A 20581-nucleotide genomic window follows, 5' to 3' on the forward strand; every position below is an offset into this window, starting at 1 on the left:
GCGGGCGGCGGCGATGGGCACGCAGACCGTCCGACCGGGCCGGCTGCGCCGCCGGCTCACCGTCGCGTTCGTGCTGGTCGCCGGGATCTCCGCCGGGGTTCTCGCCGGCGGGTCGTACCTGCTGCTGCGGCAGGCCCGCTATGACGCCTCGCTGCACGCCGCCGCTGCCGACGCCCGCTACCAGTTGGTGCTGGCCGGGCAGTTCCTGCCGCTGACCGAACAGCGTCGCGCCGAGCTGCTCTCCAGCTTCGAGGGCAGCGGCCGGCACGTGGTGCTGGTCGCCGACGAAACCTGGCCCTCGCATCCGGCATACGCGCCGCCGGTGGGCGAGCGGCTGCGGGCCACCGTCGCGGCCGGACAGCTCGGCTACGAACGCGCCACCGGGCCGACCCGCCTGCTGGTGGTGGGCGGGCGGATACCCGGCTCCACCGCCGAGCTGTACGTCATCACCGCCGAGGACGACCTCGCCGATGGCCTGACGCAGCTCCGCAACGCCCTCGCCGCCGGCTGGGTCCTGGTGGTGCTGCTCGCCGCGACGGTCGGGCACACCCTCGCCCGGCGCACGCTGGAACCGGTGGGCCGGGCCAGCCGGGCCGCGCGGGCGATCACCGAAGGGCTGCTCGCCACCCGGCTGCCGGCCGGTGGCCGGGACGAGTTCGGCGTCTGGGCCGCCTCGTTCAACGAGATGGCCGAGGCGTTGGAGGCGAAGATCGCGGCCCTGCACCGGGCGCAGGACCGGGAGCGGCGGTTCACCGCCGACGTGGCACACGAGCTGCGTACCCCGGTGACCGCCCTGGTGGCCGCGGCCTCCCTGCTGCGCGATCACCTGGACCAGTTGCCCGCCGACGCCCGGCGGGCCGGCGAGCTGCTGGTCGGCGACGTGGTCCGGCTACGCCGGCTGGTGGAGGACCTGATGGAGATCTCCCGGCTGGACGCCGGGCAGGAGGCCGTCGCCGTGACCGACGTGGACGCGCCGGCCCTGCTGCACGCGATCCTGCGCGCTCGTGGCTGGCACACCCGGGTCGAGGTCGGCGGTGCCGCGGTGCGGTTCCGCACCGACCCGCGCCGGCTGGAACGGGTACTGGGCAACCTGATCGCCAACGCGGTGCAGCACGGCGACGGCGAGATCAGCGCGCGGGTCGGCCGGGCCGGCGACCGGGTGGTCTTCGACGTCGACGATCAGGGGCCGGGCATCCCGGCCGAGCAGCTACCGCGCCTGTTCGACCGCTTCCACAAGGTCGACCCGGCGCGCTCCGGCGGCGGCAGCGGGCTCGGCCTGGCCATCGCCCGGGAGAATGCCCGGCTGCTGGGCGGCCGGCTGACCGTGCACAGCACCCCCGGGGTCGGCACCCGCTTCCGCCTCGACCTGCCCGGTGACGGTGTTCTGGGCGACCCGCCCGATGCTGGTCCGGGCGGTGCGGGATGAGCCGCCGCCCGGTCGCGGTGGCGACCCTCCTGCTGCTCCTGGCCAGCGGATGCGCGCCGTCGCGGTCCGGATCGCTCGGCCCGGCGCCCACCGCGGCCGCACCGACCACGGCCGGTCCCACCAGCGGCGGCGCGCCGACCACCAGCGCACCGCCGCCCGCCGGCACCACCGCACCGGCCCCGCCGACCACCGGCGCCGCCGGCACCAGCCGGCCCGCCACCCTCACCCTGGAGCTGTGGTACGTCCGCGACGGGCGACTCGCCCCGACCCGGCGCACCCGGCCGGCCACCGTGGCCACCTCCCGGCTCGCCCTGAGCGAACTGGCCGCCGGGCCGACCCCGGTGGAGACGGCGGCCGGCCTCGTCACCCTGCTGCCCGATGGTGCTGAGGTGAGCCGGATCGACGCCCGGGTCGCCACCGTCCGCCTGGCCGCCGCACCCGATCCGGTCACCGGCCGGTTGCGCGAGGCCCAGGTGGTCTACACGCTCACCCAGTTCGCCACCGTCCGGCAGGTCGCCTTCGGCACCACCGCGCCGGCCGGCCGCGCCGACTACGCCGACCTGCTGCCGCCGATCGTGGTCACCGGGCCGGTCATCGGCGACCGGGTCACCAGCCCGGTCACCGTCACCGGCACCGCCGACGTGTTCGAGGCGACCGTCACCGTCCGGGTGCTCGACACCGCCGGCCGCCAGCTAGCCACCGCGTTCACCACCGCCACCTGCGGCACCGGCTGTCGGGGCGCCTACCGGGTCGCCGTCGGGTACCGGCTGGCCCGCACCCAGATTGGCACCATCGAGGTGTACGAGGTGTCGGCCGCCGACGGTTCCCGCACCAAGCTGGTCGCCGTACCGGTGACTCTCGCCGCCACCAGATGACCGAGGCTGGTCGACTCGACGCCGCTCCTGCCGCGCCGTCAGAGCAACAGCCCACCGGTGGCCCGGATGTTCTGCCCCGTGATCCACCCCGAGTCGGGCCCGGCGAGGAACGCCACCACGCCGGCGATGTCCTCGGGCTGCCCGAGCCGCCCCAGCGCGGTGAACTGGATGCTCTGCGCCAGCGCCTCGGGCGGGTTGCCGGCCCGCAGCAGATCCGTGTCGGTCGCACCGGGCGAGACGGTGTTGACCGTGATCCCCCGCCCGCCCAGCTCCCGCGCGGCGACCGCAGTGACCTGCTCCAGCGCCGCCTTGCTCGCGCAGTAGAGAACGGCACCCGGCGCCGGCACCACCGTGTTGAGAGTGGAGATGTTGATGATCCGGCCGTGGTCGGGCATCAGCTCGGCGGCCCGCCGGATGGCCAGCGCCGGGTACGTGACGTTGACGGTCATCACGCGGTCGAACGCCTCGCCGGTCAGCTCCGCGATCGACAGCAGCGGGTTGATCGCCGCATTGTTGACCAGGATGTCCAACCCGTCGGGCACCGCGCCGAAGAGCGTGTCGAGGCTGCTCAGGTCGGCCTGGTCGGCGCGTACCGCGACCACCCGGTCGAGTTCGCCGGCCAGTTCCTCGGCAGCCGCCGTGTTCGCCCGGTAGCTGAACACCACCCGGGCTCCGTCGCGGGCCAGGCGCCGCACGATCGCCCGCCCGATGCCCCGGGAACCTCCGGTGACCACCGCCGTCTTTCCGCGCAACGTCATGACCGGCAACGCTAGGTGGCCGACCGGCGCAGGTCTTGCAGAAATGCGAACAGCCGGGTGGGCGTGACCCCGGCCATGGCCCGGACCTCGCGGGTGAAGTGCGGCTGGTCGGCGTACCCGCAGTCGACCGCTCGAGAGAGGACGGTGCCGGGGCGGCCAAGGCGGTGTACCGCGTACTGGAAGCGGGCGACGCGCGCCACGGTCTTGGGCGACAGGCCGACGTGCCGCCGGAAACCCTGTTCCAGGCCGCGCCGGCTGATGCCCAGCTCCGTCGCCACCTCCCCCACCGTCCGCCCCGGCCGGTGCAGCCGCCACCAGGCTCGGCTCACCGCGTTGTCCGGCGCCCGTTCGGCGGGCAACCATGCCGCCAGCAGTTCGTCGAGCAGCGCGAACCGCGCTGGCCAGTCCGGCGCCGCGCCCAACCGGTCCGTCAGCTCGATCGCCCGACGCCCGAGCAGCGCCGCCGGGTCCACGGTCGCACCGGCCAGCTCCGGGCCGGGTACGCGCAGGAGGGCGGACGCACCGGCCGGGGTCAGCCCGATCGCCACGCCGTGCCGCCACTCGGCCAGCTCGTGTATCCCGTGGACACTGCGCGGCCCGGTCACCCAGCTGCCCCGGCCCGTGAAGTCCACGATCACCGTGGTGACGCTGATCGGCAGCATCCGGCGCCGCAGCCGCCCGTCGAGCACCGCCTGGAAACCCGCATACCCGATGACGTACGGCCACGCCGCGCCACGTGTCAGCCGGCTCGGTGTCGCGACGCAGCCGGAGCACATCACGGCACCCGCCGACGCACAACCATGCACTACAGCCATCGCGCAGAACTCTCAATCGCTGCCACGCACCATCAGCTCGATCCTGACGCCATAGTCCTCACGCAACTCCTCAACCAAACGGCGCCCCGCGTAACGAACTACTCCACGATTCCACCATTGACTCAACGGAAATTTCGGGAACACGTCTGGGGCAATAATCTCCCGAAACCTAACATCAGACTCCAAGACGACCTCGCGGAGCTGTGCCATCTGAGGGAATCGCGATAGCTCTTGAGCTTGCATCGCATTTTCAAGATCACTACGCGCCGTCAAGTCATTGAAGTAGTCCTCAACGTCACCCGGGAACCCAGCCACGCAGCGCGAGACTAGGTTCGACCACTGCGAGATCAACTCTACGGGTTCATAGTTTCGCCAACGCCCTCCACGTCGCATGAGCTGGGAGAACGCCGCCACGAAATCAGGGTCTTGAAGACTCATCGGTTAGCCTGCTCTTCAAAGTACTTCAACGGATTATCGGGCCTAAAGTAGCTCGTGATCCTGTCGCCGACACGCATTCCGATCTTGCCTGTTGCGTCCATCCGAATAACTGTGGTCACACCATCCAGGTTCCGCACGGTTTCCCTAGCGCCAACCGGGCAGGTGCTGGCGCACATAAGTGCCCTCGCATCGTCCACATACTGCTCAAACCCGCCGTCATAGTCGTACTCCGGCATGTCGGCCTTGCGCGTGGCATTTCCTGCATCATCGAGGCCCAGTACATGCTTGTCGTACTTCATGTCGGCCGCGCCCGGACCGAAATCGCAGTTGTGTACGAGGACCAATGTGTTGCCGGCGATCACATAGTACGTGTGAGATTTTCAGCTTGTCACGCAGTGTGACCTATGTTTTCATGGCGTTTCACCTGGCCTTTCATGGGTGGCGCCTACTCGCCGCATCGAAATCTATCGGTGTTGACGGCGACGATGACGGCAACCTGGAGAGACCGCCACCGGCGACCCAGGTCCGTCCGGTCCTCCCAGGTCGATGCATCGAGCTCGCGCCAACGCCCTGGTATAGCGGATGCTATACTCCGCTGGTGGCTGCTGACGAGTAGGAGATCTACCTCGTCAACGAGGTACAGGAGTGGATGGACGGCCTCGATCCACTCATCCACGCCCGCGTCGTGCAAGCCATCGATTTGCTCGCTGAAGCTGGCCCCGGGCTCGGCCGGCCGCTGGTCGACACGATCCACGGCTCGTCGATCGCCAACCTCAAAGAGCTGCGCCCCGGCACCGTACGCATCCTGTTCGCTTTCGACCCATGGCGCTCCAGCATCCTGCTTGTCGCCGGAGACAAGGCCGGACGCTGGCAGCAGTGGTACACCGAAGCGATACCCCTGGCCGAGCAACGCTACGAGATCTACCTGAAGGAACGCGCCGAGGAGGAGGGTCGACAGCCATGAGCAGCTACGCACGCTGGCGCGACATCCGCGCCGCCCACGTCGAGCGCACCGGCGGCGAACAGGCCGTCGAAGACGGCAAGCAGGAACTTCTCGCCACCGTGGTCGGACACCGTCTCGCCGAGGTACGCCGCGCGCGGGGTCTGACGCAGCAGCAGGTGGCCGACCGCATGGGCGTCACGAAGGGCCGCGTGTCCCAGATCGAACAGGGCAAGATCTCCGGCCAAGACGTCGTCGCCCGCTACGCCGACGCCCTCGGCGGACGTCTGCATCAAGCCATCTACTTCGACGACGGCGACATCGCCGCCATCGCATAGCTCAACCAGCACCGGCGAATGGCCGACACCTACGGCGTCGCCTCCATGACCGCCCAACGCGCCCTACGCGAGCTGCAACACCGCGGCCTCACCTACGCCGTCGTCGGCAAAGGCACCTTCGTCCACCCCCAGGCCCCCGAACGCATCGGCACCGACGCCGCCGGCCTGCCCGTCGCGGCCACGACCCAGACGCCGATCATCAGCGACAACCCGGCACTCAACCGGCGCCTCGCCCTCTGCCTACTCGAACGCGACCGCATCAGCGGCAAGATCGTCGACGCGTTCACGCGCAAGGACACCGCCGCAGCCTGGCAAGCCACCGAAGAACTCGCCACCCTCCAACAAGCACACACCGACCTCGCCGACGACCTCGCCGCGTACGAGGCCAACCTCGGACGAGCCGCCTGCAGCGGAGCGCCCGAGCCCGCCGAGCCACCGGCACCGGCACCGGCACCGAAGAAGGCACGCCGCAACTCGAAGGCATAGCCCAGCAGCCCGCCATCGACGGAGCCACTGGGCTAAGAATTGCTTCACCAGATCAAGAACGGCCCGGCTGACGCCGGGCCACGCGCACGCGCTACAGCCGTTCCGGCCCGCGCGCACGCGCCCACACAACCGACCGCCCGAACCCGCCGGACGTAACGAGCCTTCAAGCGCGGCAAGGAAGCCGATCGGCGCACCGGGCCGTGACGATCCCTTCACCAAGCAAGCACCGCCGTGGCTTCCGGGGATCGACGCCACGCCGCGATGCGCCGCGCCAACGAGCAGCCGCAACCTCGGATCCAGGTCGGAGAGATCTGTAATCGATTAATTCGCATATGCTCCAGGCGTCTGACATCAGCCATGACAGCAACCGGGGCGCACAGCCGCGCCCACCAGCGCACACCAGAATGTTACCAATACTCTTGGTAGTAGAACCACTCCGCCACCCACCATCAATCCAGCGTTGCGGCAATGCCGTCTCGGCCGAGGTTAGTCACCTATGAAGACGAGATAGCGGTGAGGCTTTGCGTCCACCAGTTCGGTCAGAGCCAGCAATTCTTGGGCAGCATCGGCCGCACCCTCTGGAGCGGAGTCAGCGAGCATCCGCAGTTCGGGAACAACAAGGCTCATTTGCATACGATTAAAGCGAGTATCGTCGTAAGGATCGACGTTTCCTAGCATGGGCAGCTTCAATGACTGAGCAAACTCCACTAGCCGGTTAAGGTCCGGGTGAATGCAACGAGCAAGGTTCATGTCCGGAAGGGTCCATACCCTGACACTCAAGGGCATCCGGTCCACTCCTTTCAGTATGACCAGGTTGGAGGCGCCAGACTTAGTCCGATGCCTCCAACCTGGTCGCAGCAGCGATCTATCTTCGGGCTGGGCGCCAGACTATCGCGGAACGCCCGGGTGCATGGTGATCACGCCACCGTACTTATCCGTGATTACCGTATAGGTAGACGTCGGCAAGCCGGTTTCGACGTCAGTTCCGATGGTCCGACCGGCGTCGCAGACTCTGGCGCAGCGACCGTTGGCCTGCGGCGTAGCGGGGAAATTGTTGGAGTCATCCGCGAGTTGGTACAAATCCTCGTTCTTGTTGAATAAACCCTTAGTTTCATCCGCTCCTGCGCCGCCGGCCGTGTGGTTCTTTCGTACGTACGCCTCACCAGCGTCGTCCAGGAAAGCCTCACCGCAGTTGTGGACGAGGACAGGCGTTTCGCCGGCTACCACATAGTACGTGTGGATCGTGTCGACCGTGAGGTCGTACATCACCTGCTGGCGGGCGTATGACCGGACATCCGTCACCGTTGCCGGCGAGTTGTCGCCTGTGAGGAGCTGCTCCCCGGCGCGAAGCTCGGACGCGTTCACCCAGGCGAGCCGGTCCTGGCTCCAGAAGGGGTGGTGCGCCGTTGTCTCGACGAGGGCAGGCGTGCCGTTGGCGACGACGACGAGGTCGGTCAGCGCGAGATCCACGTTGATGTGGGTGGCGACGACAACCCGAGCGCTGACCTCGCCGCTCTCCGGGTCGGTCGCGATCACCCTGTCGCCAGGCTTGAGTGTCTCGATCGGCCGCTTCGAGCCGTCGGCCATCAGCACGAGGGTGCCCGCTGCGAAGCTGTGCTTGCACTTGAGGTAGCTCTTGACACCGCTGACCAGATCGCCGAGGAGGCCCTTGACGCGGCTGGTGAGGTTGACGAGCTTTTTCCATTTCCATGGGGCGCCGTATCTGACGGCCAGTTTGCCGAGCGCGCCGCCGATGGCGGCCCCGGCGATGTTGGCGGCGGTGGCCAGGCAGCCGCCCATGTCGCCCTTGAGGAAGCAGTCCAGGGCGTCGGTGATGCCCAGCTCGTCCATCAGGATCTTCGCCAGGGCCTTGGCGGCGTTGAGCATCTTCGCCTTGGCCGCGGCGATGCGGCGCTGCCGCTCCTTCTCCGCCGCCGCGCGGGCGGCCGCGGCCCGCTCGGACGCCGTCGCCCGAGGGTTGTTGTGGACGTTGATCGTCGGCTCGTCCGGGTCGTACGCACCCGAGCAACCACCACAGCCGTCGTTGTGTCCCTTGACCTTGTGGTAGGTGCCGTACATGTCGACGTAGTCGGCGCCCGGCCCGCACGCGTCGTCCGAGCACGCCCGCAGCCCGTCCGGGTCGGAGAACGAGATCGGGTTGTTGTTGGCGTACGCGTACCCGTTCATCTGCTGCGGGTCGCCGACGTCGATGATCGGGTCGACCGAGATGAACCGGCCGGTGACCGTGTCGTACTCGCGTGCGCCGATGTTCACCAGGCCGGTCGTGGAATCGATGTTTCCGTTGACGAAGCCCTTCTCGGTCGGCCACTGGCCCGGCCCGGGTGGGGTGCCGCGGTTCTCGCCGTAGGGAGTCATCCGCCGGTGCGTGATGGCACCGCTCTCGTCGACCGTCGCCTGGCCGGTGCCGTGATGATCGCTGGCCACGTACCGGACACCGTTCAGCTTGCGCACCAGGCTGCCCCCGCCGGGTAGCCCGTAGTAGCGGGTGCCGTCGGTGTTGCGGGTCTGGTGGTCGAGCCGGATCTCCATGCCCGGCAGGTAGAGGGTGGTGGCGGTCGGCTCCTTGCGCAGCATCCGGGAGCCGTCGACGTCGTAGAGGAAGCTGGTCTTCTTTCCGGCGGCGTCGGTGACCGACGCCAGGTTGCCCTCGGCGTCCCAGACCAGGGTCTGGTCCTCACCGGTCTTCGTCCGCTTCGTGGTGTTGCCGGCCGCGTCGTACTCGTAGGTGTGCAGCCGGTCCCCCTGCGGCGTCCTCTCCGTCATCTGCCGCAGGGTGTGCGGTTGCGCCTGCCCGGCCGCCGGGTAGGTGTAGTCGCGTTCGACCAGCGGGGTGCCGGTGGTGTCGTACTGCCGCTCGCTCTTCCGGTTACCGGTCAGGTCGAACGTGTAGGAGTGGTGGTACGGGGCCACCCCGCCCACGCCGGTGACCGACGGGCCGCCGGCGCACGGGTCGGTCGCGGTGCTCGCCGACGTCCACGCCCGCTCCATCCGGCGCAGGTAGTCGTAGGTGAAGCACTGCGTGTCCCGGGTGCCGGAGGGGTTGTTGGCGATCCGCAGGATGTTGCCGGACGGGTCGTAGGTGTAGCGGGCGTCGATGTCGACGACCGGAGCCGCCTCGCGGTCCAAACGCTGCCGGGTCAGCCGCTTGGAGCCCTGCTCGTATTCGTAGGTCGACCACACCTTCCGGGTGCCCACCAGCGCCTCGGTCTGCAGCACCTCGCCGGTGGCGGCATAGTCGATGTCGGTCAGGTACGGGTCGTCACCGGTCATCCCGATGAGCCGCTCCAACCCGTCGTAGGTGTAGGCGACCGTCTCGAACGGCAGCCCACCGCCGTCGGACATGCTCACCGACTGGATCGAGCCGTCCCGGTTGTACTCGGTGCCGAAGGTGTAGAAGCCGGCGAGTTCGGCCCCGGCGTGCTCCGGCACCGAGTAGTAGGTGGCGTGCGGCCGGTAGAACTCGTCGTAGATGGCGGGGTACGTGGCGTACTCGGCGCCGTCGACCCACCGGCTCGTCGAGGAGAGCGTGCCCAGCAACTCCAGGTCGTACGTCCAGCTGCTCAGCAGTTCGCCGGTGGCCGCGGTGCCCTTGTAGACGGCGGTCGTGCGGCCGATCTCGTCGTACGTGGTGCTGATCCGGGCACCAACCCCGTTGACGGTGCTGGTCACCCGGTCCAGGTCGTCGTACTCGACGGTCGTGGTGCCGGCGTCCGGGTCGATCGACTTGACCTTGCGGCCGAGCTGGTCGTATTCGTGCCGCCAGACGTTGTCGGCGGGATCGGTGACGCTGGCCAGCTGACCGGCCTTCGTGTACGTGTACCTGGTGGTGTCCGCCTCGCCGGAGGGGTCCGCGCCCCGGTACTGCAGCAGTTGGGTGGTCTGGCCCAGAGCGTTGGTGATCGTGGTCGTGGGCGTGCCGCCGGTCGGCGGGTCGACCGAGGTCCGGTCGCCGCCGTAGGTGGTGGTGGTCCGCCACTTCTCGTTGCCGGCCACCGCGAAGATCTCCACCTTGACCCGGTCGGCGCCGTCGTAGAGGTAGTGGGTCTGGCCGTTCACCTCGCCGTTGACCGCCGGGTAGATGGTGTCCCGGGGGGCACCGGCCACGTTGTAGGTGGCGTACGTCTTGGCGAGCTTGCCGGTGCCGGTGTAGAAGGTGTCGGCGACCAGGCGGGTGCCGTCGGGCCCCTCCGTCTGCACCTGCCTCGGCCGCAGCAGGCCGTCGTGCAGCTGGTACTCGACGTTGTAGGAGCCGTCGTTCTGCCGCTTCTCGGTCTTGATCGTGACCGGCTTGTCGGTGCGGACCAGGTAGGTGTACCGGACGCTCGGGTCCAGCCCGTCGGCGCCGGTCCGGTCCGGCATCCACACCTTCGCCAGCCGGCCCAGGGCGTCGTACTCCAGCTTGCTGACCAGCAGGTTCGGGTCGGTCTGCTTGACCGGCTGGCCCCAGGCCGGGGCGTACTCGGTGGTGGTGGCGTGGCCGAGCGGGCTGGTCTGCTTGACCTTCGTGGTCAGCCCGTTCGTCTCGGTGTAGTCGGTCGTGGTGGTCTTGCCGAGCGCGTCGGTCGAGGTCTTCGGCCGCCCGTACGGGTCGAAGGTGCCCTCGGCCGCCCGGATGTAGGTGGCGGTCGTGCCGTTGTGGCTCTTCAGCCGCTCGGACCGGGTCGGGTTGCCGAACTCCGACGCGGTACCGAAGGCACCCCCGTCGTAGAAGGTGCGGGTGTCGGAGAGGACGTCGGTGGCCCGGTTCGGCGTCGCCGAGCAGCGCACCGACACCGACTCCACCCGGGAGACGAGGTTGTAGTAGTGCCGGGTCGCGTTGTCCGCGTACTGGGTGCGGGTGCAGGACTCGTCACCGGGGACCGCCACGTCGCCGTGGTGCTCGGTCTGGATCACCCGGCCGAAGGAGGTCTCGAAGGTCGAGGTGTTCTTCGTCTCCCGCCACGCTCCGCTGGAGACCTTCACGAAGCTGCGCGCCTCGACGGTGTTGGTGAACCACGCCTTCCGTGAGCCGCCGGGAATGGTCTGGGTCGCCGTGTTGTGCCGCCACGGCACCGAGATGCTCTTGCTCACCTCGGCCGCGCCGTCGAAGGTGCGGCTCTCCAGTTCGTGGCCCGAGAACTCGTCGTGGTCGACGTGCTCGGCATTGGTGGAGTCGGTGATCCTCACGTCCCGGGTGCCACCGCCGGGCGCCTTGTCGCCGTGCATCCCGCGCAGGTAGCGGTGCTCGGTCCTGGTGGTCTGGACCTGGCCGTCGCCGGTGGTGACCACCACCCGGCCGTAGCCCCGCCACTCGCTCCAGGTCAGGTCCTTGGTGTCGGTGATGCCGTCCGGCTCGGCATGCCGCCACGCGGCACCGTCGAGGTAGTCGTACTTGGTGACCATGTCGGGCGAGCCGCCGGTCCGGTCGGTCTCGATGACCTGGTCCACGACGTACTTGTGGAACCAGTCGGTGATCGGGTCGCCGCTGCCCAGCGGGTTCCACTTGACCGGGTAGCAGCGCCGGGTGCTGTTGCCCTCGGTCGGGATGGTCGACACGGTGCAGTCCGGCACCCTGTAGTTGACGTCGATCTGCCCTCCGGCGTCGGTCCAGACGGTGGCCAGTCGGAACCGGACCAGTGGGGCGATGAAGTCGTCCGGCCGGTCGATCCGGTTCGGCAGCTGCAGACCGCCGAGTTCGACCGCCGGCATCTCGATCGAGCCGCCGACCAGTCCCTTGTGGGTGATCTTGTGCAGCCACAGCGTCCGGGATCCGTCACCGTTGTCGGTGAGCAGGTGGTCGAGCTTCCACTCGTCCACCGGGCTCCAGCCGGTCGCGTTCCGGATCTCGGTGGTGATGCCGGTCAGCCGGGCCCGGGTCCAGAACGTCGGGGTGATCTGGTCGAGCTTGCACCTGGTGTCCTTGGCGCAGTTGCGGTCGAACGGCACATCCGGCCAGTAGGACGCGGTACCGGTGGTCAGATCCTCCGGGTCACAGTCGACGTTCCCGGTCGGCAGGCACCGCTCCCTGGTGTCGAACCGGACCCGAGCCGCCGCGTTGGTGGTGTAGACCGCGTCGTGCCGCTGGCCGTAGTCGATCCGCTTGAGCCAACCACCCCGGACGTACGGCACCCCGTTGACGTCGGTCCGCTTGCCGCGCGCGTAGTAGTTGATCTCCTGGTGGTAGAAGTAGGAGGTGACGTTGCCGTAGCGGTCCTTGACGTAGTCGAGGCTCCACCGCCACGCCTGGTCGCAGTACGCCTCGGTGAAGGTCGCCTTGTAGCAGGGCTCGCCCGAGTCGTCGCCGTAGATCGGCACCGTCCAGGTGGAACCGGTCTCCTCCTTGCCCGAGGTCCAGCCCGGCAGCCGGTTGCGGCCGAAGTGGTACTCGGTGCCGTCGACGGTGGTGACGACCCAGTACTCGCCGTCGTTGTCGCCGTTGACCGCGCCGAGGTGCCGCTGCACCTTCGAGCCGTCGTCGCTGGCGAAGCGGAACGAGTTGTCGCCGGTCTTCACCAGCTCGGTGGACCTGCCGTTGAGCAGGATCGTGGCGTTGTCGAACGCCCAGCACTGGTCGGCGTACTGGTCGTGCCCGTCGTCCGAGCACGGCTTGTAGCGACGCTCGATGTGACCCGGCTCGTAGTTGAAGCCCTCACCGATCCAGGAGCCCTGGTTGTTGGTGGTGGCCGTCCGGCCGTCCACCGACTGCGACGAGTAGGCCAGCGCGATCGCCGGTGCGTTGCCGCCCGGCACCGGCGGCGTCCGCAGCGGGTAGCTCCAGGAGAACCCGCCGGTCGACGGGGCCACCGACCACTTCGAGGACGGCGCCAGCTTTGTCGCGCCGTAGTCGCCCTGCGACGACGCGTCGTCGGCGGCCAGCGCGAACAGGGCACCGGTGCTCGCCTCGGCGGTGACCGTCTTCGCCTCGCCGTCGTTGGTGGTCGGCACCGGCACACCGGCGCACTCCGGCTTCCCCGGGGTGGTCAGCGCGCACTCGGGCAGCCGGAGCAGTCGCAGCCGGGCGCCGAAGTCACCGCCGAACGCGCCGGCGAACCCCGCGTACCCGAGACCGAGTCGGACCGGTCCGGCGCCGGACCGGCCGTCGGCCCTGGCCATGCGGAGGATCGGGCCGTCGACCCCGACCCCCTCGGAGGCCTTCCGGTCGAGCACCTCGATCCGCACCTTGCCGGGCGCGGTGGCCTGGCCCTGGTCGCCGGCGGTTCCGGGGGTCGACCTGGTGTCGGACGCCGGGGCGGCGGACGCGGCGGCGACCGAGACCGGTAGACCGCCGACCTGGGCGGTGCCGGCTGACGTGGCAGCGCCGGTGGTGGCACGAGCGGCTGGCCCCGGTGCCGGTACGGCGATCTCCACGGTGCCCGCGGTGGGCCAGGAGACCTTTGCGGGCTCGGCGGTGGCGGCGGCGACCGCCGGGTTGGTCGCGCGCGGCCGAGCCGGGAGCGCGTCCCGCTCGGGCAGGAGCGCGGACGAGTCGGACGCCGACGGGCGGTTCCGCTTCGGCTCGGCCGAGGCGGGGGTGGTCGCGACCTGGATCAGGCTCACGCCCATCACACCGGCCATCGCCCAGCACACCGGTCGGATCACCCGGCGGTCGAACGCACCGGGTCGCACCAGGAGTCGGGAGAACATCACCCCTCCAGGGGTCGGGGGAACGAGGAAAGAAGACCTGGGCATGAGGCGGTGGCGGGCCCGTCCGTCCGGAGCGGGCCCGCCGGGCCGCGTCAGAGCGTCGGTTGCTCGCGGACGGAGACGTTGAGCTTCTGGATCAGGACCGGATCGGTGACACCGTCGTAGACGCGGACGTCGTCGACGGCCCCGGACAGGTGCTCCCGATAGGTGTCGTCGATGAACGCCCGACCCAGCTGCACCCCGCCGGTGGCCACGAACGGTGACGTCAGCTCGATCGCCTCGCTGAACGTGCCGTTGACATAGAGCGCCATCTCGCGGACGTAGCCGTTGTAGACGAGCGTGAGGTGATCACCCTTGCCGATGAGCTTCGGCGCCTCACTGGTTGCCCGGATAGTCCACGTCGGAGCCAGCTTGTCGGTGTCGGTCGTGGCGAGTTCCCACTGGCCGTCCCGGTTGCAGCGGACCACGACCGCACTGCCGCGTGAGCCCTTCTGGGAGAAGACGGTCATCGGCGTCCCCGCACAGTTGCTGGTCAGCTTGACCCGGGCGCTGATCGAGAAGCTGCCCGCCATGTCGGCGTTGGTCGGCGTGCTGGCGTAGCTGTTCGGATTGCCGGTCAGGGCCAGGTGCCCGCCGCCGAGGAGCGACAGCGCGGGATGCACCAGGATCGACGCCTCCGGCCCCACGGTCATCCCGACGCCGCCCCGGTCCTCGGGGCTGACCTTGTTGCTCTCCGTGTTGAGCCGCCAGTACGCCCTGCGGCTCGGCGCGGTCTTCTTCAGCCCGGTGACCTCCTCGGGGAGGATCAGCCGGTCGAAGACGGAGACGTCCGCCATCGCGCCGCGCCAGTTGTCGGTGTGCCCGCTCTTGGTCAGCACGCGGCCGAGTTGAAGCGGGCCGCGTGACTTGGTCAGCGACCGGCGTTGCGCGATACGCGGCGGGTTGGTCCCGACCTGGAGCGACATCTCCCGCTTCGCTCCGTCGAAGATGGCGGTGACGTACGTCCAGCCGGTGCTTGCCGCGTCACCCTCCACCTGCCACCGGCCCAACGTGGTGACGTCGTTCACCGGCATCCGGAAGTGCCACGTCCCGTTCTCCACCCCCAGCACGAAGCCGGGCTCACCGGTGCCGTCCTGGCTCACCGCCGTCTGCCGGCGGCTGGGATCGTCGACCTGGAACCAGCCGGTGACGGCGAAGCTCGCCGACGTGTCGGTCAGCACCTGCCGGGCGGTGGCCAGGTAGGCGTTGCCGCTGCCGTCGAACCGGGCGGCCGTGTCGGAGCTGCCGCCCGGCCCCTCCCCGCCGAAGGTGACACCGCTGCCGGCGGTGGCGTCGTTGTCGCCCAGGCCGTCGGTCGCCTCGCCCTGCCCCGCGACCTCGCCGAGGGACCACTGGGCGGTCGGCGGCCGCTTACCCACCCGGAAGGTGCAGGACGCGATGCTGCTGGACCGCCCGGCCCGGTCGATCGCCTGGACGTTGATCGTCCGTGGGCCCTCCCGGTCCGGATGCCAGTTGCGTAGCGTGACCGGTCCGCCGTCGGTGGTCGGGCGCAGCGAGTTCGTCGGCACCGGGTTGGTGTTGAAGCCGTAGCGGTACTCCACCACGTCGGTGGCGGCGGAGTCGAAGGTGAAGTCGCCCGGCACCCCGATCGAGCCGAGCCACTCGTCACTCTCGATGCACTGGGACGCCTCGGGCGTGCCGTTGTCGGCCGCGTCCTGCGGCAGGTAGACGGCGGAGTCCACGTCCGGCGCGCTGGGACTGGTCTTGTCGTAGAAGAACTGGCAGGGGTTGCGCTCGAACGAACTCCACGGACCCCAACTGGTGTTGTCGCTGGCGCGGACCTCCCAGGAGATGGGGACGTTCTGGGCGATGTCGGTGGGCACGGTGTACGAGAAGATCGATCCGCTGGCTTTCAGGCCGGTGACGTACGAACGGGTCTGCGACGAGCCGCCGGGCGGCGTCCAGGTGACCTTGAACTCCGCCTTGATCTGCTCGGTGTGTGCCGAGGAGTGGTCCGGATCCCGCAGCACCGCGTTCAGGCGGGGTGGCACGTCCACGTACGGCGCGCTGCTGCCGTACACGCACTGGCCACCCGGGGACATGGTGAGGTCGCTGAGGTTCGGGATCAGCGGTGCCCGGTTGTACCGGACCGACAGCAGGCCGTTGTCGCAGAAGCGCTTGCTGTGCGTGGAGTCGCCCTCGTTGGTGGCCCGCAGGCCGAGAATGATCGAACCCAGCTTGTTCGCCGCCGCGATCTCCACCGCCCTCTTGGCGTTCCAGGCGGCGTTCTGGTTGGTCGACGTGCAGGTCGCCTGGGTGCTGGTGGGCGACCTCGTCTCCAGCAGGGTGGCGCCGCTCCACCCGGAGCCACCCGGCTGGTTGCTCCAGTTCGTCGACGAGCCGATCTTGGAGGACGTGGGCATGAGGTAGAGCGAGGCGGCCCGTGCCGTCGAGTTGTAGGCGTGCTGCATGGTGACCCGGAACTCCGCACTCAGGATCGTCTTGCCCGAGTACGGCGTGCCGAGCTGGTAGAACAGCCGCTTCACCTTGGAGTTGTTGCACGAGCTGGGGCAGAGGCCGATCCGCTCGTGTCGTTTGCCGTCGAACTTCCAGTACTCCTCGTTGGGGTAGCCACTGTCGACCATCGCCCAGCCACTGTTGGTGCTGCTCTGCCACACCGGGTCGAGGTACAGCGGGAAGGACACCGTCGGGTCGGTGAGCATGGCCCGGTCCGGCGTCAGGGTCAGGGTGCCGGCGGCGTAGTCCACGTCGACCGGTGCCACCCGGGAGCTGTCTCCGGGGCCTTCGGCCGAGGCGGCGCCGGGGTCGGTGGACGTGGTCGACGACGACGTCCGGCCGGCGGACGCCGCACCCTCACCCTCCTGGTTGCCGCTGTCCCACATGGTCGGGGCGTCGGCCTCCAGCACCGGGTTGTTGGTCGCCGGGTCGAGCGCGACCACCCCACCGTCCTCGGTCTCCTGGATGATCAGCCCCACCCCGGTCACCCCGAGCCGGAGGTTCCGCAGTTCTGGAAGCTCGGCCGCCTCCGGCGTCTTCACCACCAGCACGTGCGAGAAGCCCTCGACGGTCACGTTGGCGACCAGGTCGACATCCGGGAAGACGTTCGGGTAGACGGCCTGGCTGTCGCTGACCGCAGGTGTGGGTAGCGGCCCGTGCGGCCAGGTCAGCGTCATGCTCTTCTGGTCCCGGGTCACCACCGTCAGCGGGACGCCGCCACCCTGGGAGAGCTGTATGTCGAGCAGCGCCGCGACCGGACCGTACGTGCCGTTGGCCCGGACGGCCAGCGTGGCGTCGGCGGCCACCCAGGTGTCCCCCTGGGTGACCCGGACCGGCTGCGCGTGATCGTTGGCGATCAGCGTGCCGTCCGGCTGCGCGAAGACGTCCCGGTACTCGGTGCGGTGGGACAGCACCTCCACCGGCTGGCCGAGCGCCTTCGCCGCGACCAGCGCCTCGGCCTCGGTGTCCCGGACCGGCTCCGCCTCCAGCGCGGCCGCCGGCGCCGGCGGTGCCACCACCGGCGGCTGCGTGAACGCCAGCGTGGACATCAGGCCGGCCAGGCCCAGCGTGAGGCCGAGCGGGAAGAGCCGGCCTCTTGTTCTCGTACGACGAGCCACCTTCGAGTCCTCCCCCGTTGAACTGTGCGAATCCATGCGTGCCATCAGCCGATCGCCGCCCCGAACGCGCTGTGTCCGGTGGGGAGTCCGCCCTGTCCGGGCTGCCAGGTGCTGCTCGGGGCGGTGTTGCCGGCCACCAGGTCCGTCCAGCGGAAGCCGTACACGGCGTCGGTGCCGTACGGGGTGCCCACGTGGAGGCGCTGCGCGGTGGCCGCCAGCGAGGTGCCCACGAGTTCCTGGCCGATCGCCGAACCGGGCATGGCGCCGCTGCGCCGTTCCAGCGTGATGGGCGTACCGATCGGGTTGGCCAGGGCCGGGAAGATCCGCACCCGCCCGGAGTCGGCGGTCGTCGTCCCGGCGTCCTCGCCGGGCACGCCGATCGCGATGAACATCGTCGAGTTGGTGCCCTCGCTGGCCGGCGCGGTGTTCACCACGACGACCTTCTCGCCCAGGTAGTCGCCGTCCTCGGAGGCGAACGTGATCGCCGGCAGTTCGGTGAACGTGTTCGCCGCCGTGACGTGGAAGCGGTGGACCAGGCCGGCGTCCGGCGCCGGCGTGTTGGTCGCCGCCACCGTGATGTCCTCGCCCGGCACCCCCACGACCACGAGCGAGTCCGCCTGTCCGGCCGGCGCGCCGACCGGCCGGAATGGGGCGATCGCGATCGACTTGCCGAAGTTGTCGTCGGCCTCCGCCACGTTCGAGACGTTCGCGACGTTCTGATCGAGCGTGGCGGCGAGGGTGGGCAGTCCGTTGGTCAGCGTGTGGTTGAAGACGTTGACCGCGCCGGCGAACGCCTCGGTACCGATCGCCTCACCCGGCGAGCCGACGGCCCAGTGGTGGGTGGACGCCGCGACCGCGAAGCCGGTGCGGTCGTCGATCTCCGCCGCGCCGGTGATACCACCGCCGCCCTGGCTCAGCACCACGTTCACGGTGCCGCGGAGGTAGTGGACGACGCCGGTCAGCGCGGCGTTGGTCAGTCCCTCCCCCGGAACGCCGATGACCAGGTACGGCTCGCCGCTGGCGGTCCGGCTGCCGGCCACCGCGTGGCCGAACCAGTCGTACGCCTCGGCGGAGTCCGGCACGTTGGTCACGTCCTGGTGGTAGACGAGCGAATCGGGGCCCTGCGCCAGGCCGGCCGGCGAGCCGAGCAGCACGTAGACGGCGCCGGCCTGGGCCTGCCCGCTGACGCTCTGGTTCGGCACCCCGACCGCCAGGTCGGTGCAACCGTCGTTGTTGGCGTCGTAGGCGGAGACGGCGGTGCCGAACCGGTCACCGGCCTCCGGCGCGCCGGGCACCCTGGCCGCGCCCTCGTGCAGGGTGTGCACGGTCGTGCCGCCACCGTAGGCGACGGTGATCCGACCGGCGCGGATCGCACCGCTGACCGTTGCCTCCGGGTCGGCGATGGCGATGTCGGCGACGCCGTCGCCGTTGAAGTCGCTCTCCGTGCCACCCGCGCAGCCCGTCACCGGAGTGGCCGTCGTGTAGACCTGCATCTCGCAGAACGAGGACCAGACGTCGCTGCCGGCGACCCCGTCCGCCGCCTTGACCCGCCAGCGGTAGATCCCGCCGTCGACGAAGGCTCCGGCCGGCACCGTCGTCGCCGCGGTGGCGCCGGACGCGACGCCGCTGAAGACCGCCGTGCCGATCGGCTTCTCGGCGTTCATCGCCCACCACTCGAAGGTGACCGTCATGGCGGTGCCGTCACCGTCCGAGACGGTGGCCCGGAGCTGCGGTGTGAGCGTGTTGACCTGTGGGCGGCCGGAGCCGGTCGCGCAGGTGGTCGCCGGCACGGTCGCCCGGGTGGTCACCGTCGGCCACGAGTTGTACGTCACCGAGGCCTTCGGGTTCTCCGTCGAGCTTGCCCCCTCGCGGGACCGGAACTGCTTGAAGCCGGCCGGGACCGTCTCGTCCGTGGCGCGGATGCCCATGCCGGCCCGGGTCTTGTTCGCCGTGGCGGCGCGTTGGAAGAAGTTCCTGCCGTCGATCGTCGCCCATGCGTCGGCACAGTCGGTGGAGCCGTGCGTGGCGGTCGAGGTGGCCTCGCGGAAGTCCCACGACGGCTGGTTCGCGAAGGTGGTCGTGTAGGTCGACGTACCGGTGGACCAGATCTCCCAGGACGTCGGGGTGCAGGTGTGCGACCAGAAGTTCCAGAACGACACCGTCGCGGCGGTGATCTGCTTGCCCGCGAGGACCGTGGTGTCCCAGGTGATGAACGACCGGGTGAGGGTGGCCGGAGTGGTCGCCAGCAGTCCGATCTGCAGATCGGGCTGCTGGTTCTGATCGGTGGTCACGGTCTCCCGGACGTACGTGTCGAACGTCGTCCCCAGCGGGTTCACCGTCGGGTCGATGGTGACCGGGAAGACCGTGGACTTGCTGCGCAGCCAGGCCGGGTCCGGGGTCAGTGTGAGTTCCACCCGGTCGCCCCGGCGGGCGACGTCGGTGCGGACCGGTTCCTGGTTCGCCGGGCTGCCCGCGATGTTCCGGCGCGCGTCCCACATCAGCGGGGCGGGAATGCGGGCCGTCTGCGCGCCGGCCCGGTTCGTCAGGGTGATCGACCCGTCGGTGCCCTGTGCGGCGGTCGCCGCGCCGGGACCGGAGAACGGAAAGTGGATCTTCTCGACCTGGGCCAGGGCGGCGCGGTCCTTGACGATCAGGAACTGCTCGAAACCGAGGCGGGTCGCCTCCACCACCAGGTCGACGCCGGGTCGAGCATCCGGGTAGGTGGCGCGGTTGGCGGTGAGCACCGGCGCGGGCAACTGCCCCGACCAGCCCATGGCCACCCGGTCGGCACCGTGGCCCACCGCGGCGAGTTCGTGCTCGCCGAGCCCCTTGGCACCGGTGATCCGCAGGTCGTTCGGGTGCGCTGCGGGCGCCACCGATCCGTCCGGCTGCACGCCCAGCGTGAGGTCGACGGGGATCCACTCGCCGTCGCGCCGGAAACGCTGCACGCCCGAGGCGATCTCCGCCCGGAACTGCCCGTCGGGCAACGCGAAGACCTCGGTCGTCTCCGAGGTCAGACTCTTGACCTGAACCGGCGCGCCGCTCTCGCGGGCGGCCCGCGACGATATCGCCTCGTCGGTCCTGCTCTGCACGCCACCCGTCACGCCGTCCGGTCCGGCGGCCAGGAACGCCGCAGGTTCTCCCGGTAGGCCCGCCAACGCGGCCACCGTCAGGACGGCGACACCCGCGGCCAGGCACGAACGGACGGTGGCCGTCATTCGACGCG

Annotated in this window: 13 protein-coding genes; 5 read left to right on the forward strand and 8 right to left on the reverse strand. The window is 69.8% G+C overall.

All coding sequences use genetic code 11. From position 1 onward, the window contains the following. Positions 1-13 precede the first annotated feature (13 nt). Both O7615_RS28515 and O7615_RS28520 read left to right on the forward strand, forming a co-directional pair. Positions 14-1426, forward strand: coding sequence for a HAMP domain-containing sensor histidine kinase (locus O7615_RS28515; protein WP_278180864.1), 1413 nt, complete (start codon positions 14-16; stop codon positions 1424-1426). Next, positions 1423-2301, forward strand: coding sequence for a Gmad2 immunoglobulin-like domain-containing protein (locus O7615_RS28520; protein ID WP_278180865.1), 879 nt, complete (start codon positions 1423-1425; stop codon positions 2299-2301). The genes O7615_RS28515 and O7615_RS28520 overlap by 4 nt, the downstream gene beginning before the upstream one ends. Positions 2302-2339: 38 nt before the next feature. Here O7615_RS28520 and O7615_RS28525 read toward each other — a convergent pair whose 3' ends face one another. Genes O7615_RS28525 through O7615_RS28540 form a run of 4 tightly spaced genes read right to left on the reverse strand, consistent with a single transcriptional unit; the run spans position 2340 to position 4674 of the window. Next, positions 2340-3059 (reverse strand): SDR family oxidoreductase, encoded by a 720-nt coding sequence (locus O7615_RS28525; RefSeq protein WP_278180866.1) that lies wholly within the window; start codon positions 3057-3059, stop codon positions 2340-2342. 11 nt (positions 3060-3070) lie between these two features. After that, a complete protein-coding gene (locus O7615_RS28530) occupies positions 3071-3874 on the reverse strand; it encodes an AraC family transcriptional regulator (RefSeq protein WP_278180867.1) in 804 nt (267 codons plus the stop codon). A 12-nt stretch (positions 3875-3886) separates the two neighbouring features. After that, a complete protein-coding gene (locus O7615_RS28535; protein ID WP_278180868.1) occupies positions 3887-4312 on the reverse strand; it encodes a hypothetical protein in 426 nt (141 codons plus the stop codon). Continuing rightward, on the reverse strand, positions 4309-4674 hold the full coding sequence (locus O7615_RS28540; RefSeq protein WP_278180869.1) for a hypothetical protein: 366 nt from the start codon (positions 4672-4674) through the stop codon (positions 4309-4311). The genes O7615_RS28535 and O7615_RS28540 overlap by 4 nt, the downstream gene beginning before the upstream one ends. A 287-nt stretch (positions 4675-4961) precedes the next feature. Here O7615_RS28540 and O7615_RS28545 point away from each other — a divergent pair, with 287 nt between their 5' ends. Genes O7615_RS28545 through O7615_RS28555 form a run of 3 tightly spaced genes read left to right on the forward strand, consistent with a single transcriptional unit; the run spans position 4962 to position 6076 of the window. After that, a complete protein-coding gene (locus O7615_RS28545) occupies positions 4962-5276 on the forward strand; it encodes a type II toxin-antitoxin system RelE/ParE family toxin (protein ID WP_278180870.1) in 315 nt (104 codons plus the stop codon). Continuing rightward, complete coding sequence (locus O7615_RS28550; RefSeq protein WP_278180871.1) at positions 5273-5590, forward strand: helix-turn-helix transcriptional regulator; 318 nt, start codon at positions 5273-5275, stop codon at positions 5588-5590. Before O7615_RS28545 ends, O7615_RS28550 begins: the two co-directional genes overlap by 4 nt. An 18-nt stretch (positions 5591-5608) precedes the next feature. After that, positions 5609-6076, forward strand: coding sequence for a GntR family transcriptional regulator (locus O7615_RS28555; RefSeq protein ID WP_278180872.1), 468 nt, complete (start codon positions 5609-5611; stop codon positions 6074-6076). 486 nt (positions 6077-6562) lie between these two features. On the opposite strand, the gene O7615_RS28560 is transcribed toward O7615_RS28555, so the two are convergent. The 4 genes from O7615_RS28560 to O7615_RS28575 all read right to left on the reverse strand — a co-directional run bounded on the left by O7615_RS28560 (position 6563) and on the right by O7615_RS28575 (position 20573). Then, positions 6563-6826, reverse strand: coding sequence for a hypothetical protein (locus O7615_RS28560; RefSeq protein ID WP_278180873.1), 264 nt, complete (start codon positions 6824-6826; stop codon positions 6563-6565). A 138-nt stretch (positions 6827-6964) separates the two neighbouring features. Beyond that, positions 6965-13720, reverse strand: coding sequence for a polymorphic toxin-type HINT domain-containing protein (locus O7615_RS28565; protein WP_278180874.1), 6756 nt, complete (start codon positions 13718-13720; stop codon positions 6965-6967). A 92-nt stretch (positions 13721-13812) separates the two neighbouring features. Further along, entirely contained in the window at positions 13813-17286 is a 3474-nt protein-coding gene (locus O7615_RS28570) for a LamG domain-containing protein (protein ID WP_278182271.1), read from the reverse strand. Positions 17287-17399: 113 nt separating this feature from the next. Next, on the reverse strand, positions 17400-20573 hold the full coding sequence (locus tag O7615_RS28575; RefSeq protein WP_278182272.1) for a DNRLRE domain-containing protein: 3174 nt from the start codon (positions 20571-20573) through the stop codon (positions 17400-17402). Between the last annotated feature and the right edge of the window lie 8 nt (positions 20574-20581).

Source organism: Micromonospora sp. WMMD1082, from assembly GCF_029626175.1.
Classification (GTDB): domain Bacteria; phylum Actinomycetota; class Actinomycetes; order Mycobacteriales; family Micromonosporaceae; genus Micromonospora.